This is a genomic window from Agromyces arachidis (assembly GCF_052805135.1).
On sequence record NZ_JBRBDK010000005.1, the window covers coordinates 16537 to 29802 of the forward strand.

Genomic DNA, 13266 nt, shown 5'->3' on the forward strand with positions numbered 1-13266 from the left:
CCGACCGGCCCTATCCGGCGTCAATCGAACCACCGGAGGGATCGAGATCATGGACCTCGCCAACCACCACCTCGCGGCCGCGATGCAGTCGTACGACGTCGTTCACGCCGAGCGCGTCAACGAGCACCGCCGCATCGCCGAGGAGCGTCGCGCCGAGCAGGCGCCGCTCGAGCTGGGCGCCGAGCCCGCCTGGTACCGCGCCTGGTACCGCCTGGCCGACGCGCTCACGTTCCACCACTACCGGGGCCACAGCCACGCCCACTGACGTCGGCTCCCAAACGCGGAACGGGCCCGCCCCCGAGGGGGCGGGCCCGCCGTGTCATCCGCGGATGTCGGGCGACCGATCGGCTACAGGGCCGGGTTGGTCACGCTGACGGTCATGGTGCCGCCGGTGTTCTGCTCGAGCACCGTGACGTCGACGCCGTGGCCGGCCACGATGACGCCGCCGAGCGGGTTGCTCGAGTGGAAGAAGGCGTTCGGGTCGGCGTCCGAGAACGTCGCCGTCATCTTGCCCGTCGGCGCGGCCGCGCCGACCCACTCGACCGTCTGGCTCTTGCCTTTGCCGACCGTGACCTCCTTGTGGAGCACGACGCCGTCGGCGTCCTGCAGTCCGAAGGTCGCGTCGAGGGGCTGGCGGCGGTTGCTCGGCGCCGAGCCGTCGGCGTAGGTGAACTTCGCCGGGCGCGCGTCGACCGGGAGCGCGAGGCCGTGGCCCTGGTGCTCGATCGTGTTGTTGTCGCCGTAGGCCTCGTCGATCGCCCAGACGAGCATGCCGTCCTGGAACTTGAAGTGCTCGACCTTGTCGGGCGCGGTCAGGCCGTAGCTGAACTGGTACGGGCCGGTCTCGAGCGTCGCGTCGTAGTCGACGTACGTGCGGTTCTCGACCAGGTAGTAGCGGTCGCCCTCGCTCGTCTCGGTGCCGGTGCTGCGGGTGAACCCGTCGGCCGTCCAGCCGTTGTCGCCCTGCTCGACGTCGTCGGTCAGCAGCGTCGTGCCGCCGCTGGCGACCTTGATGTCGTCGAGGAACGCGCCGGCGTAGTGCACGCCGCCGTCGGTCTGGTAGCGGAACCGGAACTGGATCTCGCTGCCGCCCGGGACGTTGTACCGCAGGGTCGACCAGCGGCCGTTCGACGAGCCGTCGAGCGGGCTGCCGATCTGGGTCCAGTCGGCGCCGCCGTTGGTCGAGTACTCGGCGTACAGGTAGTCGTAGCCGGCCTCGATGTCGTACCAGGCCTTGGCCGACACGGTCGCCGAGCGCACGCCGGTGAGGTCGAGCGTGCGGGTCAGCGTCGTGTTGAGGTCGTCGGCGCTGCCGGTCCACCAGGCGTACGAGCCCGAGGCGGGCGCCGTGTACTCGGTGGTGATGCCGGCGTCGGGGACGTCGACCACGATCGCCTGCTCCTGGCCGTCGGCCTGGCGCGCGGCGGGGCTCAGCGTGAACTCGCCCGACTCGCCGGGGGAGACGACCGCGTAGTCGAGCCAGCCGAGCTGGAGCTTCTCCCACGGACCCATGTAGTTCGGCTTGTTGCCGATCGAGCCGTCGCCGTCGCCCAGCCACGAACCGCTCGACATGAGCGTCCAGAACCCGGTGGAGTTCTCGCCGCCCGCGGTGTCGTAGAAGTCGGGGAGGCCGAGGTCGTGGGCGTACTCGTGCGCGAACACGCCGAGGCCGCCGTTCTCGGGCTCGGTCGTGTAGTCGCCGATCCAGATGCCGGTGTCGCCGATCTGGGCGCCGCCGAACTTCACCTGGGTGCCGTCGACCGTCGGGCCGGTCTTGCCGAAGTCGGTCGCGTTGACGTACCAGCGGTGCGACCAGATCGCGTCGTCGCCCTGGGCGCCGCCCCCGGCGTCCTCGCCCTCGCCGGCGTGCACGGCCTGGAAGTGGTCGAGGTAGCCGTCGGGCTCGTCGAAGTTCCCGTCCTCGTCGTAGTCGTAGCGGTCCCACACGTCGAACTCGGCGAGCTCGGCGCGGATCTCGTCGACCGACTTGCCGGCGGCGACCTGCGCGTCGTACCAGGCGTTGCCGGAGTCCTCGACGAACTGCCACGCGCCGCCCGCGTCCTCGACGCTGTTGTCGCCGTAGGTCGAGGCGTTGCCGGGCACCTTCACCCACTCGCTCACTTCGCCGCTGACCGTGTAGTTGCCCGACGACTGCTTCGTGTAGAAGTCGGCGAACGACGCCGTGCCCTCGGCGAAGAAGAGGTCCTCGTAGTACTCGGTGCTGAAGTCGTCGATCCAGAAGGTGCTGTTGTTCACGCTCGCGTCGGGCTGCGGGATCTCGTTGTGCAGCGGGCCGGGCGTCGTGCCGAGCTTCCCGCTGCCCTGGTCGCCGAACTCCGCCAGGATCGTGAACAGCTTCCCGGTGCCGGTGACGGCGGCCTGGTAGTACTTGTCCTCGGCGAGCTGGACGACGCCGTCCTCGCCGGGCGCGGCCTGCCCCGAGAGGATGAGCTGCTGCGCGGCCTTGCGCCGCTCGTTCTGCCGCTCGGTGAGGGGACCGGGGCGGTTGTCGGGCCGGGCCTCGGCGGCCGTCGCGGGGGCGGGGTTCGGGTCGTTCGCGGGTGCGGCGATCGCGGCCGGGCCGAAGGCGGCCCCGGCGACCATCGTCGCGCTCGCCGCGACCGCAGCGAGCATTCCGCGCGTGCGTGTTCTCACGTGCTCTCCTTACAGGGAAATCGCCCGGCTGCGCGCCGGGCAAACGTGAAGGGAAGCTAACACGCACGCGCGGCGCGGCGGAAGAGTTTCAAGGGTCTTGACTTAACCTCATGATTCGTCGTAGCGCGTTCGGGTGACACCCGGACGCGGGCCGCCCAGGCGGATGCGGGGAGCGCGGGGTCTTGCCCCGCGACCGGCGCGGTCGTAACGTCGCGCTCAGCAGCATCCGTCGACGACGATCGGAGCAGGACATGGCCGCGACCGCACTCCCGCCCACGGGCGATCCGCACGGCGGCGGCGACCGGTCGGCGCCCGGCGCCGCGGAGCCCAAGACCTGCGACGCGCGCGGCATGGTCGAGATCCACCGCATGTACCGGGCGGGCTTCGGCGAGGGCCCCGTGCTGGTCCGCGGCGTGGCCGACGGCGCCGCGGCGCACGCCGACGCGGTCGGCGACCACCTCGCGATGCTCTCGGTCAGCCTGCACGCCCACCACGAGTTCGAGGACGAGCACCTCTGGGACACCCTCGACGAGCGGGCGCCGGCCTGCGCCGGGCACGTCGAGCGGATGAAGGAGCAGCACGCGGCGATGCTCGTGCAGTTGAACGCGCTCGACGCCGCGCTGCCCGCCTGGCGTGCCGAGGGCCGGGCGGCGGATGCCGCGACCGTGCTCGCCGCGCTCGACGGCGTCAACCGCGCGCTCGCCGTGCACCTGCCCGACGAGGAGGGCAACATCGTCCCCGTGATGGAGACGGTGCTCACCCAGAAGGAGGTCGACGCGGCATCCGTGCACGGTCGCCGGGCGACCCCGAAGGGGAAGACGTGGGCGCAGCTCGGCGCGATCCTCGCGGCGCAGCCCGACGGCGGCGACGCATGGCTGCGGTTCCACCTGCCGCCGCCGGTGCGCGCCGCGTGGCGGCTCGTCGGGCGGCGCGCCTACGACCGGGAGCGCGCGGCGATCACCGGCCGGTCGCGGGCCTGACGCCCGGCGCTGCGGCGGTCGCGGGCGACGGCTCGACCTCGTCGCCGACGGCGATGCGCGGCTCGCCCGCCGCGCCGGCGGCGTCGGGCTCGGGGATGAGCCGGATGCCGAACCAGGTCGCGCCGTCCCACTTCCGGTGCCGCGCGAGCGTGCGGATGGGCTCCTTGCCTCGGTCGAGGGTCGTCGGGTCGATCGTGGTCATGACGCAGCGGTCGCAGAGCTCGCCGACCCGGAAGCGCACGCCGCCGATGCGCACGCTGCTCCACGCGTCCTCCGCGAACGGCTCCTCGCCGTCGATCACGACGTTCGGCCGGAACCGGACCATGTCGAGCGGCGGCACGTCGTCGGGGGTCCACGCGTCGAGCTGCGCGAGCGACGCCTCGCTCGTGAGCAGCAGCGGCCCGGCGTCGGCGAGGCTGAGGCCCTCGCCGGGGCGCCCGCCGTGCGCGGGATTCACGGGCCGCCGCGTCGGGTCGGGCTGCCGCACGAGGCGCAGGGGCCGTCGCATCCGCTCGCTCAGCCAGTCGTCGGCCTCGTCGCCGGCCGGCAGCGCCTCGCCCTGGCGCGAATGCCCCACCGGAACGGGCGCGGCCGAAGTCGGCACGTCGACGCGGAACGGCTCGGGGTCGCCGGGCGCCGAGAGCAGCAGGCCGCCATCGGCGAGCGGCTCGGCCGAGAGCCCGAGCAGGGCGTTGCACTCCCGGGCGGTGACGGGGGTGCCGTCGGCCTCGACCACGCCCCAGCGCCGATCGCCCTCGAGCCCCCACGGCTGCACGACCGCCGAGCCGACGTCGCGCCCCGCGAACGACTTCACCGGGTACGCGCGGAGGCGGGTGACGAGCATCCGCTCACGCTAGCCGACCTGTCGGCGCCACGTGCGAGCATGGACGACATGCCCGCCGACCGACCGCACGACTGGCGTGCGGCGCTCGCGGGACTCGCCGCCGAGACGCCGACGACGGGTGCCGAGACGACGACGGATGCCGCGGCGGCGCCCGGCGCGAACGGGTTCCGCCCGCTCGGCCTCCAGTTCGAGCTGCGGCGGCGCGTCGAACGGCGCAGCGGCGAATGGCGCGGCCCGCGCGACGAGCCCGCCCGCCGATGGTCGGGGTTCGACCGGCTCGCCGTGCGACCGGTCGCGCAGGGCGCGCGCGGCGCCTGGATCAAGGACGGCCTGACCTGGCAGAACATCGCCTACCAGGCGTCGTCGGCGGGCGTCGACCCGGCCCAGTCGCGATGGTTCGGCCAGTTCGCCCTGCTGAAGGGGGCGACGCCGTCGGTGCGCGTCTACGGCTCGGAGTGGATCACGTTCGACGAGTTCGAGAGTCCGCTGCTGTGGGCGCTCCTCGCCGAGGCGGGCCGGCTCGGCATCGCCCTGGTGGGGTCGGGGGTCGTGCCCGAGGTGGTGCTCCGCGGCGCCGCGGCGATCGCCCTCGACGCCAGCCGGGAGGACGACGGCGGACTGGTGCTCGCGCCGGTGCTCGACCTCGACGGCGACCGGTCGCCGCTCGACGCCGTGCGCCCCGTCGCGGGGCACGGCGTCTACCGCGCCGACCTCGAGGCCGGCCGCCTCGAGCTCGCACCGGTGCCCGGCGGGATCGGCGCCGCCGGGCTCGCGCTCCTCGATGCGCCCGAGGCGATCCGCGTGCCCGCGCCGGAGCTGCCCGAGTTCCTCGCCCGGCACGTGCACCGCCTCGCGCGCACCCTCCCGATCACGAGCACCGACGGCACCTTCGAGGTCCCGCCGGTGCCGCCCGCGACCCTCGTGCTCGACGCGCGCCACGAGCCGGGCGACGTGCTCCGGCTCTCCTGGCGGTGGGAGCACGCCGACGGGCGCGACACCGCCGTCGACCCGGGGGCCGAGCCCGACCCCGAGCTCGACGACGACCTCGTCGCGCGGGTGGCCGATGAGCTCGGCTGGGTGCCGTTCGAGCCGGTGGTGCTCCGCGGCGTCGACGCGGCCGAGTTCGCGATCGAGCGGATGCCGCGCCTGGAGCGGCTCGCCGCGAGCGACGGCAGCCGGCTGCGGATCGACGAGCGCGGCGAGCGCCCCGACTACCGCGAGGCGACCGAGCGGCCCGAGCTCGCCGTCTCGCTCGTCGAGAGCCGCAAGCGCGACTGGTTCGACCTCGGCGTCGTGGTGACGGTCGGCGGCCGCACGGTGCCGTTCATGCCCCTCTTCCGGGCCCTCGCGACCGGCCGGCGACGCCTCCTGCTCGTCGACAAGTCGGTCCTCTCCCTCGAGATGCCCGTGTTCGACGAGCTCCGCGAGCTCATCGCCGAGGCGGGCACCCTCGACGAGTGGGAGACGGGCGTGCGCCTGCACCGCAGCCGCACGAGCCTGTGGGCCGACTTCGAGGACCTGGCCGACGTCGCCGAGCCCGCCCTCGAGTGGCGGGCCACGGTCGCGGGCCTGCGCGACGGCGCGACCCCCGAGCTCGCGCCCCCGGCCGGCCTCGCCCTGCCGCTGCGCCCGTACCAGCTCGACGGGTTCCGATGGCTGGCCTTCCTCCACGCGCACCGCCTGGGCGGGGTGCTCGCCGACGACATGGGCCTCGGCAAGACCGTGCAGTGCCTCGCGCTCGTGCAGCACGCGGTCGAGCAGGCGACGACGGATGCCGCGGACGCGCGCCGCCCGTTCCTCGTCGTCGTGCCCACCTCCGTCGCGTCGAACTGGGTGCGCGAGGCCGCGCGGTTCACCCCGGGCCTCCGGGTGGCCTCCGTCACCGCCACGTCGGCCAAGCGCGGGCGGCCCCTCGCCGAGCAGGTCGCGGGCGCCGACCTCGTCGTCACGACCTACGCGGTGCTCCGCCTCGACGCCGAGGAGTTCGGCGACCTCGACTGGGCCGGGCTCATCCTCGACGAGGCCCAGGTCGTGAAGAACGCGGCCACGCGCGTGCACGAGGCCGCCCGCGGCATCCGTGCGCCGTTCCGGCTGGCCGTCACGGGCACGCCGCTCGAGAACCACCTCGGCGAGCTGTGGGCGATCCTCCGCCTCGTCGCCCCGGGCCTCTTCCCGTCGCGGCGCGCCTTCGACGAGCGCTACCGGCGGCCGATCGAGGAGGACGGCAACGCCGAGCGCCGCGAGACGCTGCGGCGCCGCATCCGCCCGCTGGTCCTGCGCCGCACGAAGGAGGCGGTCGCCCCGGAGCTCCCCGAGAAGCAGGAGCAGGTGCTCGCGGTCGCGCTCGATCCGCGGCACCGACGCCTGTACGACGCCACGCTGCAGCGCGAGCGGCAGAAGCTGCTCGACCTGCTCGACGACGACCTCGACCGCGAGCGCTTCACCGTGTACCGCTCGCTCACGCTGCTGCGGATGCTCGCCCTCGACGCGTCGCTCATCGACGAGCGGCACGCCGACCTGCCCTCCGCGAAGCTCGACGCGCTCTTCGAGCAGCTCGACGACGTGCTCGCAGAGGGGCACCGGGCGCTCGTGTTCAGCCAGTTCACGTCGTTCCTCGGCCGGGTCGCGGGGCGGCTGGACGCCACGGGGGTGCCGTACGCCTACCTCGACGGGTCGACCCCGGCCCGGCGGCGCGACGACGAGATCGGCCGGTTCCGGTCGGGGGCGGCATCCGTCTTCTGCGTCAGCCTCAAGGCCGGCGGCGTGGGTCTGAACCTCACGGAAGCCGACTACGTGTTCCTGCTCGACCCCTGGTGGAACCCGGCGACCGAGCAGCAGGCGGTCGACCGGGCGCACCGCATCGGCCGCGAGCGACGCGTCATGGTCTACCGGCTCGTCGCCGAGGGCACGATCGAGGAGAAGGTCATGGAGCTGAAGACGCGCAAGGCCGAGCTGGTCGCGTCGGTGCTCGACGCCGATCCCGGCGAGGGGCCGGGCGGGGCGGATGCCGCGATCACCGCCGCAGACCTCCGCGGGCTGCTCGACGGCTGAGGGACGGAAGCCCCGTCCGTCCGACCCGGCCGGACGCAGACTGGGCGCACCACGACTCGCGAGGAGGCGCCATGTCGTACGACGTCCGCATCATCACCGTGCCCGAACGCCACCTCGCCGCGGTGCGCACGACGACCGCGTTCGCGGGGATCCCGGCCTTCATGGGCGACGCGTTCGGTCGCGTCGCCGAGCACCTCGGGCGGGCCCGCATGCCCGTGGACGGCCCGGCTGCCGCGAAGTACACGGGGATGGATCCCGCCGCCGACCGCGTCGAGGTCAGCGCGGGATTCGTCGTCGCCAGGCCGATCGAGGGCGACGGCACCGTGGTGCCCGATGTGCTGCCCGCGGGCGAGGTCGCCACGGCCGAGCACCTCGGGGCGTACGCGCGCGTGTCGGAGGCGTACGACGCGATCGCCGCCGCCATGGCGCTGCACGGTCGCGAGCTCGACGAGTCGGCGATGTGGGAGGAGTACTGGAGCCCGCCTGGGACGCCGGACGACCAGACGAGGACGGTCGTCTTCTGCCCGCTCGTGCCGTCGGGCGCGCCGACGGACTGACCCCGGTCGTGGTCGGGGCCCGACGAGGCCCGACCCTCAGGCGACGAGCGCGCCCACCTGCAGCCCGGCGAGCGCCGCGAGCGTGCAGGCGACGAGCACGCCGAGGCCGTTGACGACGGCCGCCCGGTAGCGGCCCTCCTGCGCGAGCCGCACGGTCTCGACGCTCGCCGTGCTGAAGGTGGTGAAGCCGCCGAGCAGCCCGACCCCGATGACCGTGCCCAGCTCGGGCGGGAGCCATCCGCCAACGGCCGTGCCGACGACGACCCCGAGCGCGAACGAGCCGACGAGGTTCACGACGGCGGTGCCGACCGGGAAGGTCGAGCGCGTGTGCGCGCGCAGCAGGCCGTCGAGGAGGAACCGCAGGGCCGCGCCGACGCCTCCCGCGAGGGCGGTGCCGACGAAGAGCAGGAGCGTCACGGCCGCGCCTCCCCGGCTCGGGGCGGACGCCGGCGCGCGATCGCCCCGCCGACCGCGATGCCGGCCACGCTCATCGCGGCGCCCAGCACGACCGTCCCGAGCGCGTACGCGACGGCCCAGCCGGCGAACCCGCCGACGGCGAGCGCGGCGGTCGCCGTCGCGAGCGCGCTGTAGGTCGTGAAGCCGCCGAGCACGCCGGTGCCGACGAGCAGTCGCACCGTCCGGCGGCGACCGGTCTCGGGGCCGGCCCGCACCAGCGACTCGAGCAGCACCCCGAGGGCGAACGCCCCGACGAGGTTGATCGCGAACGTGGTCGCCGGGAACCGTTCGAGGTCGGGCGCGGCCAGCAGCATCGCCTCGCGCAGTGCGGTGCCGACGGCGCCGCCCGCGGCGACGAGTCCGAGGTGGCTCCAGCGGCGGTACGGCGGGGCGGGCGGCCTCACGGCCGCCGGTCCCGCGGCAGGGCGTCCTCGAATCCGACCGGCGACAGCGGGATGACGACGACCGGGCGGTGCTGCCGGTGGGCCAGGTGCGCGGCGACCGACCCGGAGAACAGCTCGTGCAGGCTGCCGCGCAGGCCGCCCTCGTGGGTGCCGACGACGATCATCATCGCGTCGAGGGCGTCGGCGAGGCGGGCGAGCGCGCGCGCCGGGTCGCCGGCGAGGGCGCGCGTCTCCCAGCTCACCCCGGTGGGGTCGAGGAGCGCGCGCAGGTGCGCCTCGAGCCGAGCGTCGATCCGGTCCGCGGGCGCGGTGCCGGCGCTCGTCGCACCCGACTCGGATCCGACCGCCGCCGCAGCCGCGACCGCGTCGGGCTCGACCAGGTCGGGGTCGAGGGGCGCCGAGCGGATGGCGCCGTCGGGAAGCTCGTCGACCACGTACCGCCCCGCGTCGACGGCCGCGCACACGAGCCGCGCGCCGAGCCGCGCGGCGAGCGCCGCCGCGTGCGTCGCCACCGCGTCGGGCTGCCCGGCCACCACCCCGACGACGAGGGTGCGCTCCGCTGCATCGTTCATGAGGACTCCCTCGGTCAGCCTTCCACAGGGCGGGGTCGTGCGCGACGCCGCCCCGTCGGGAGGACGAGAATCGAGGCGGAGGTCGATGATGATCACGCACGAGGTCGAGAACCAGCCGCCGCCGCGCGTCGACGTGGACGAGTACGCCGCGAACGTGCCGCTCGTCGGGGCGGTGGAGCGGTGGGGCACGGATGCCGCGGCGCCGGGCCTGCACGAGATCGGGCGGCTGGTCGGCTCGGCGTCGTTCCAGCGCGACGCCGAGCTCGCGAACGTGCGGCCGCCGGTCCTCCGCACGCACGACCGCTGGGGCCGCCGGGTCGACGAGGTGGAATACGACGACGCGTACCACCGCGTCATCCGCTCGGCCGTCGCCGCCGGCGCGCACACGTCGGCCTGGGCCGAGCCGCGACCGGGCGCGAACGTCGACCGTGCGGCCGCGTTCCTCCTCTTCTCGCAGGTGGAGCCGGGTCACGCCTGCCCGGTGTCGATGACCCACGCGGCCGTGCCGGTGCTCGAGCAGGCCGCCCCCGGCCTGCGCGACGCGTGGCTGCCCCGCCTGCTCGACCGCGGCTACGAGCCCGGCCTCGGCGGCGGCGACGGCGGAAAGCGCTCCGCGCTCGTCGGGATGGCGATGACCGAGAAGCAGGGCGGCTCCGACGTGCGCGCGAACACGACCCGCGCCGAGCCGACGGGCGACGATGGCCCGTGGGGGCGCGAGTACCGGCTGACGGGGCACAAGTGGTTCTGCAGCGCGCCGATGAGCGACGGCTTCCTCGTGCTGGCCCAGGCGCCCGGCGGGCTGTCGTGCCTGTTCGCGCCGCGGGTGCGGCCCGACGGGTCGCGCAACCCGTTCGCGATCCAGCGCCTCAAGGACAAGCTCGGCAACCACTCGAACGCCTCGAGCGAGGTCGAGTTCGCCGGCACCGCCGCCTGGATCGTCGGCGAGGAGGGCCGCGGCGTCGCGACGATCGTGCAGATGGTGACGCGCACCCGCCTCGACTGCGTGCTGGGATCGGCGGCGGGCATGCGGCAGGCGGTCGCCGAGGCGGCCTGGCACGTGCGGCACCGCCGCGCGTTCGGGGCGCGGCTCGTCGAGCAGCCGGCGATGGCGGCGGTCGTGGCCGACCTCGCGCTCGAGTCCGAGGCGGCGACGATCACCGCCATGCGGCTCGCCCGCGCCTACGACGACGACGCCGACGACGAGGAGCGCGCCTTCCGCCGGCTGGCCACGGCGGTCGCCAAGTACTGGGTGTGCAAGCGGGGCCCGGGCCACGCGTACGAGGCGCTCGAGTGCCTCGGCGGCAACGGCTACACCGAGGCGTTCCCCCTCGCCCGGCGCTACCGCGAGCAGCCGCTGCTGGCGATCTGGGAGGGGTCGGGCAACGTGATCGCCCTCGACGTGCTGCGTGTGCTCGCCCGCGAACCCGAGGCCTTCGAGGCGTTCTTCGCGCTCGCGCGCCGGGCGTCGGGCGCGCACCCCGGCTTCGACCTGGCGCTCGCCGAGGCCGAGTCGGTCGTCGCCGAGCTCGCGCGAACGGATGCCGCGTCGGCGGCCTCGCGCGCCCGGGAGCTCACCGAGCGGCTCGCCCTCGTGCTGCAGGCGTCGCTGCTGCTGCAGCACGCCCCGACGGTCGTCGCCGAGACGTTCGTGCGCACCCGCGTCGAGGGCGGCGGCATGCTCTACGGGGCCCTGCCGCCGGGCGTCGACACGGGCGCGATCCTCGACCGCGCGTGAATGCGCGAGCGCCGGCGACGCGCGATGATGGGGGCGTGAGGGATCGCGCGAACTGGCTCGTCGTCGCGCAGTTCGTGCTGCTCGGCGTGCTGGTCGTGCTGCCGTTCGCGCTGCCCGCCGACCCGCTGTGGTCGGGACGGCAGACCGCGGTCCTCGCGGTGCTGCTCATGATCACGGGCCTCGTGCTGGCCGTCGCCGGAGCCGCCGCGCTCGGACGCGACCTCGTCCCGTGGGTCGCGCCGCGCGAGGGCGCGACGCTCCGCACCACGGGCGTGTACCGGCTGACCCGGAACCCGATCTACGTGGGCCTCATCGTGGCCGCCGCCGGGTGGACGACCTGGTTCGCCCGCGTCGACCTCGTCGTGGTGTGGGTGCTCCTCGCGGTCGTGCTCGCCGTCAAGGCCAGGGCCGAGCAGCATCGGCTCATCGCGGCGTTCGGCGACGACTACCGCGAGTACGCCGATCGCACGCCGCTCATGCTGTGGGCCCGCGGCATCCGCTGACCGCCCGGCCCGCTCAGGCCGAGGTCGGCTCGGCCGCGCCCGCGTCCGCGGCATCCGGCGACGCCTGCAACGGCCCGCCCTCGAGCAGCTTCGCGATCGCCCGCAACGGGATCGGCGCCCAGTCGGGACGGTTGCGCGTCTCGTAGATCGCCTCGTACACGGCCTTGTCGAGCTCGAAGGCGGCCAGCAGGTCGCGGTAGCGCCCGAGGTCCATGCCCGACGCCGACACGTAGCCGTCGAGGAACGCCTGGCGGGCGGATGCCGCCCACGCCCGCGCCTGCTCGGCCGTCTCGGGGTGGACGAGCTCGCTCGCCCCGGCGACGTAGTCGAACGAGCGCAGCATGCCGGCGACGTCGCGCACCGGCAGGTCGGGCTGCCGGCGCTCGTGCATCGGCCGCATCGGCTCGCCCTCGAAGTCGAGGATCAGCCAGCCCCGGCCCGCCGACTTGATCACCTGCCCGAGGTGCAGGTCGCCGTGGATCCGCTGCAGTTCCGGCCAGGCGCCCGCCCGGGCGCGGCCGTAGAACGCCTCGATCGTCGACCGCTCCGGCGCGAGGGCGGGCACCTCGGCCACGCCGATGTCGAGCCGTCGCGCCCACGCTCCGGTGACGGCGTCGACGAGCTCCGGCGAGGCGGGCTCGCGCTCGAAGAGGGTGCCGAGCGAGAGGTGCACCTCGGCGACGGCGGTGCCGAGCGCGCGCGCGTCGTCGGCGAAGTCCTCGCCGGCGGCCGCCGCGAGCAGGGCCATCCGCCAGGCGTCCTTCACGCCCGGCAGGAACTCCTGCGCGAACGCGAGGTGCCCGCGGGCGCGCCCGTCGGTGCGGCCGACGTCGTCCCACTCGCCGACCACGTCGCCGACGCTCGCCGGGACGTGCCGCGACCCCGACCGTGCGAGCGCGGTCTGCAGCGTGACATCCGGGTTCTCGCCGTGGTGCAGCTGGCGGTAGACCTTGCAGATGACCGGGCGACCGCCCGCCGGGTAGTACACGATCGAGGTGTTCGACTGCTCACCGGTCAGCACCGATGCGCGCGCGCCGGCGGTCTTCGGCGCGGCGTCCGCGGCCCCCGAGTAGTGGCCCGCGGCCCACGCGCCGTGCGCGACCGCACGACCTCCGCGGACGATCAGCTCGAGCAGCGCGTCGGTGAACGCGGGGTCGTGCGGCCCGTCGTAGAGGCGCGTCCCGTCGTCGAGCACGCCGATCAGGTGGGCGGATGCCTCCGGCGCGGCCGTCGCGCGTTCCACGATCGGCACCTGGTACAGCACGGGCGGCTGCGACGCGTCGTCCATGAGCAGCACCGACCGCACGCGGGCACCGGGCTCGTCGGTCGGGAGCTCCCACGAGCCGATCTCGCGCAGCCGGGGCGCGTGCCCCTTGCCGCCGAACCACCGCTGGCCCGGCATCCACTCGGCGATCGCGGCCACGGCGCTGTCCATGCCTGAACCCTATGGCCGTGTGGGGTGCGCGTCGAGGAGGCTCGCGCCGTCCGGCGCCGGGAGGGAGCCGCAGC

The 13266-nt window shown here is 74.7% G+C and carries 12 protein-coding genes; 6 read left to right on the top strand and 6 right to left on the bottom strand.

Annotation, left to right across the window (positions count from 1 at the left end; translation table 11 throughout):
• Nucleotides 1-49 precede the first annotated feature (49 nt).
• Nucleotides 50-265, top strand: coding sequence for a hypothetical protein (locus ACUY4T_RS08185; RefSeq protein WP_446018444.1), 216 nt, complete (start codon nt 50-52; stop codon nt 263-265).
• 83 nt (nt 266-348) lie between these two features.
• Here ACUY4T_RS08185 and ACUY4T_RS08190 read toward each other — a convergent pair whose 3' ends face one another.
• On the bottom strand, nt 349-2655 hold the full coding sequence (locus tag ACUY4T_RS08190; protein WP_446018445.1) for an immune inhibitor A domain-containing protein: 2307 nt from the start codon (nt 2653-2655) through the stop codon (nt 349-351).
• Between the two features lie 251 nt (nt 2656-2906).
• Between ACUY4T_RS08190 and ACUY4T_RS08195 the strand changes: the two genes are divergently transcribed.
• On the top strand, nt 2907-3635 hold the full coding sequence (locus ACUY4T_RS08195) for a hemerythrin domain-containing protein (RefSeq protein ID WP_446018446.1): 729 nt from the start codon (nt 2907-2909) through the stop codon (nt 3633-3635).
• On the opposite strand, the gene ACUY4T_RS08200 is transcribed toward ACUY4T_RS08195, so the two are convergent.
• Nucleotides 3613-4479, bottom strand: coding sequence for an MOSC domain-containing protein (locus tag ACUY4T_RS08200; RefSeq protein WP_446018447.1), 867 nt, complete (start codon nt 4477-4479; stop codon nt 3613-3615). The two genes, ACUY4T_RS08195 and ACUY4T_RS08200, sit on opposite strands and share 23 nt — an antisense overlap.
• 48 nt (nt 4480-4527) lie before the next feature.
• Here ACUY4T_RS08200 and ACUY4T_RS08205 point away from each other — a divergent pair, with 48 nt between their 5' ends.
• Together ACUY4T_RS08205 and ACUY4T_RS08210 are read left to right on the top strand one after the other, a co-directional pair.
• Nucleotides 4528-7530, top strand: a complete 3003-nt coding sequence (locus ACUY4T_RS08205; RefSeq protein ID WP_446018448.1) for a DEAD/DEAH box helicase — start codon at nt 4528-4530, stop codon at nt 7528-7530.
• Nucleotides 7531-7601: 71 nt separating this feature from the next.
• Nucleotides 7602-8087: a GyrI-like domain-containing protein gene (locus ACUY4T_RS08210; RefSeq protein WP_446018449.1), complete on the top strand. Its 486-nt coding sequence runs from the start codon at nt 7602-7604 to the stop codon at nt 8085-8087.
• 36 nt (nt 8088-8123) lie between these two features.
• Here the strand turns inward: ACUY4T_RS08210 and crcB are convergent, their stop codons facing one another.
• Genes crcB through ACUY4T_RS08225 form a run of 3 tightly spaced genes read right to left on the bottom strand, consistent with a single transcriptional unit; the run spans nt 8124 to nt 9519 of the window.
• Nucleotides 8124-8504 carry a fluoride efflux transporter CrcB gene (crcB, locus tag ACUY4T_RS08215; protein WP_446018450.1) on the bottom strand — a complete coding sequence of 127 codons (381 nt, stop codon included), beginning with the start codon at nt 8502-8504 and terminating at the stop codon, nt 8124-8126.
• On the bottom strand, nt 8501-8947 hold the full coding sequence (locus tag ACUY4T_RS08220; RefSeq protein ID WP_446018451.1) for a fluoride efflux transporter FluC: 447 nt from the start codon (nt 8945-8947) through the stop codon (nt 8501-8503). Before ACUY4T_RS08220 ends, crcB begins: the two co-directional genes overlap by 4 nt.
• Entirely contained in the window at nt 8944-9519 is a 576-nt protein-coding gene (locus ACUY4T_RS08225; RefSeq protein ID WP_446018452.1) for a universal stress protein, read from the bottom strand. Before ACUY4T_RS08225 ends, ACUY4T_RS08220 begins: the two co-directional genes overlap by 4 nt.
• Before the next feature lie 85 nt (nt 9520-9604).
• Between ACUY4T_RS08225 and ACUY4T_RS08230 the strand changes: the two genes are divergently transcribed.
• Both ACUY4T_RS08230 and ACUY4T_RS08235 read left to right on the top strand, forming a co-directional pair.
• Nucleotides 9605-11254, top strand: a complete 1650-nt coding sequence (locus ACUY4T_RS08230; RefSeq protein ID WP_446018453.1) for an acyl-CoA dehydrogenase family protein — start codon at nt 9605-9607, stop codon at nt 11252-11254.
• Nucleotides 11255-11289: 35 nt separating this feature from the next.
• The gene (locus ACUY4T_RS08235) at nt 11290-11757 is read left to right on the top strand and encodes a methyltransferase family protein (protein ID WP_446018454.1); all 468 of its coding nucleotides are present in this window, start codon (nt 11290-11292) and stop codon (nt 11755-11757) included.
• A gap of 13 nt (nt 11758-11770) precedes the next feature.
• Here ACUY4T_RS08235 and ACUY4T_RS08240 read toward each other — a convergent pair whose 3' ends face one another.
• Nucleotides 11771-13192 (bottom strand): maltokinase N-terminal cap-like domain-containing protein, encoded by a 1422-nt coding sequence (locus tag ACUY4T_RS08240; protein ID WP_446018455.1) that lies wholly within the window; start codon nt 13190-13192, stop codon nt 11771-11773.
• Nucleotides 13193-13266 lie beyond the last annotated feature (74 nt).

Coding starts and splice junctions, on each gene's coding strand:
- ACUY4T_RS08185 (WP_446018444.1), top strand. CDS start 50: ATGGACCTCGCCAACCACCACCTCGCGGCCGCGATGCAGTCGTACGAC.
- ACUY4T_RS08195 (WP_446018446.1), top strand. CDS start 2,907: ATGGCCGCGACCGCACTCCCGCCCACGGGCGATCCGCACGGCGGCGGC.
- ACUY4T_RS08200 (WP_446018447.1), bottom strand. CDS start 4,479: ATGCTCGTCACCCGCCTCCGCGCGTACCCGGTGAAGTCGTTCGCGGGG.
- ACUY4T_RS08205 (WP_446018448.1), top strand. CDS start 4,528: ATGCCCGCCGACCGACCGCACGACTGGCGTGCGGCGCTCGCGGGACTC.
- ACUY4T_RS08210 (WP_446018449.1), top strand. CDS start 7,602: ATGTCGTACGACGTCCGCATCATCACCGTGCCCGAACGCCACCTCGCC.
- ACUY4T_RS08225 (WP_446018452.1), bottom strand. CDS start 9,519: ATGAACGATGCAGCGGAGCGCACCCTCGTCGTCGGGGTGGTGGCCGGG.
- ACUY4T_RS08230 (WP_446018453.1), top strand. CDS start 9,605: ATGATGATCACGCACGAGGTCGAGAACCAGCCGCCGCCGCGCGTCGAC.
- ACUY4T_RS08240 (WP_446018455.1), bottom strand. CDS start 13,192: ATGGACAGCGCCGTGGCCGCGATCGCCGAGTGGATGCCGGGCCAGCGG.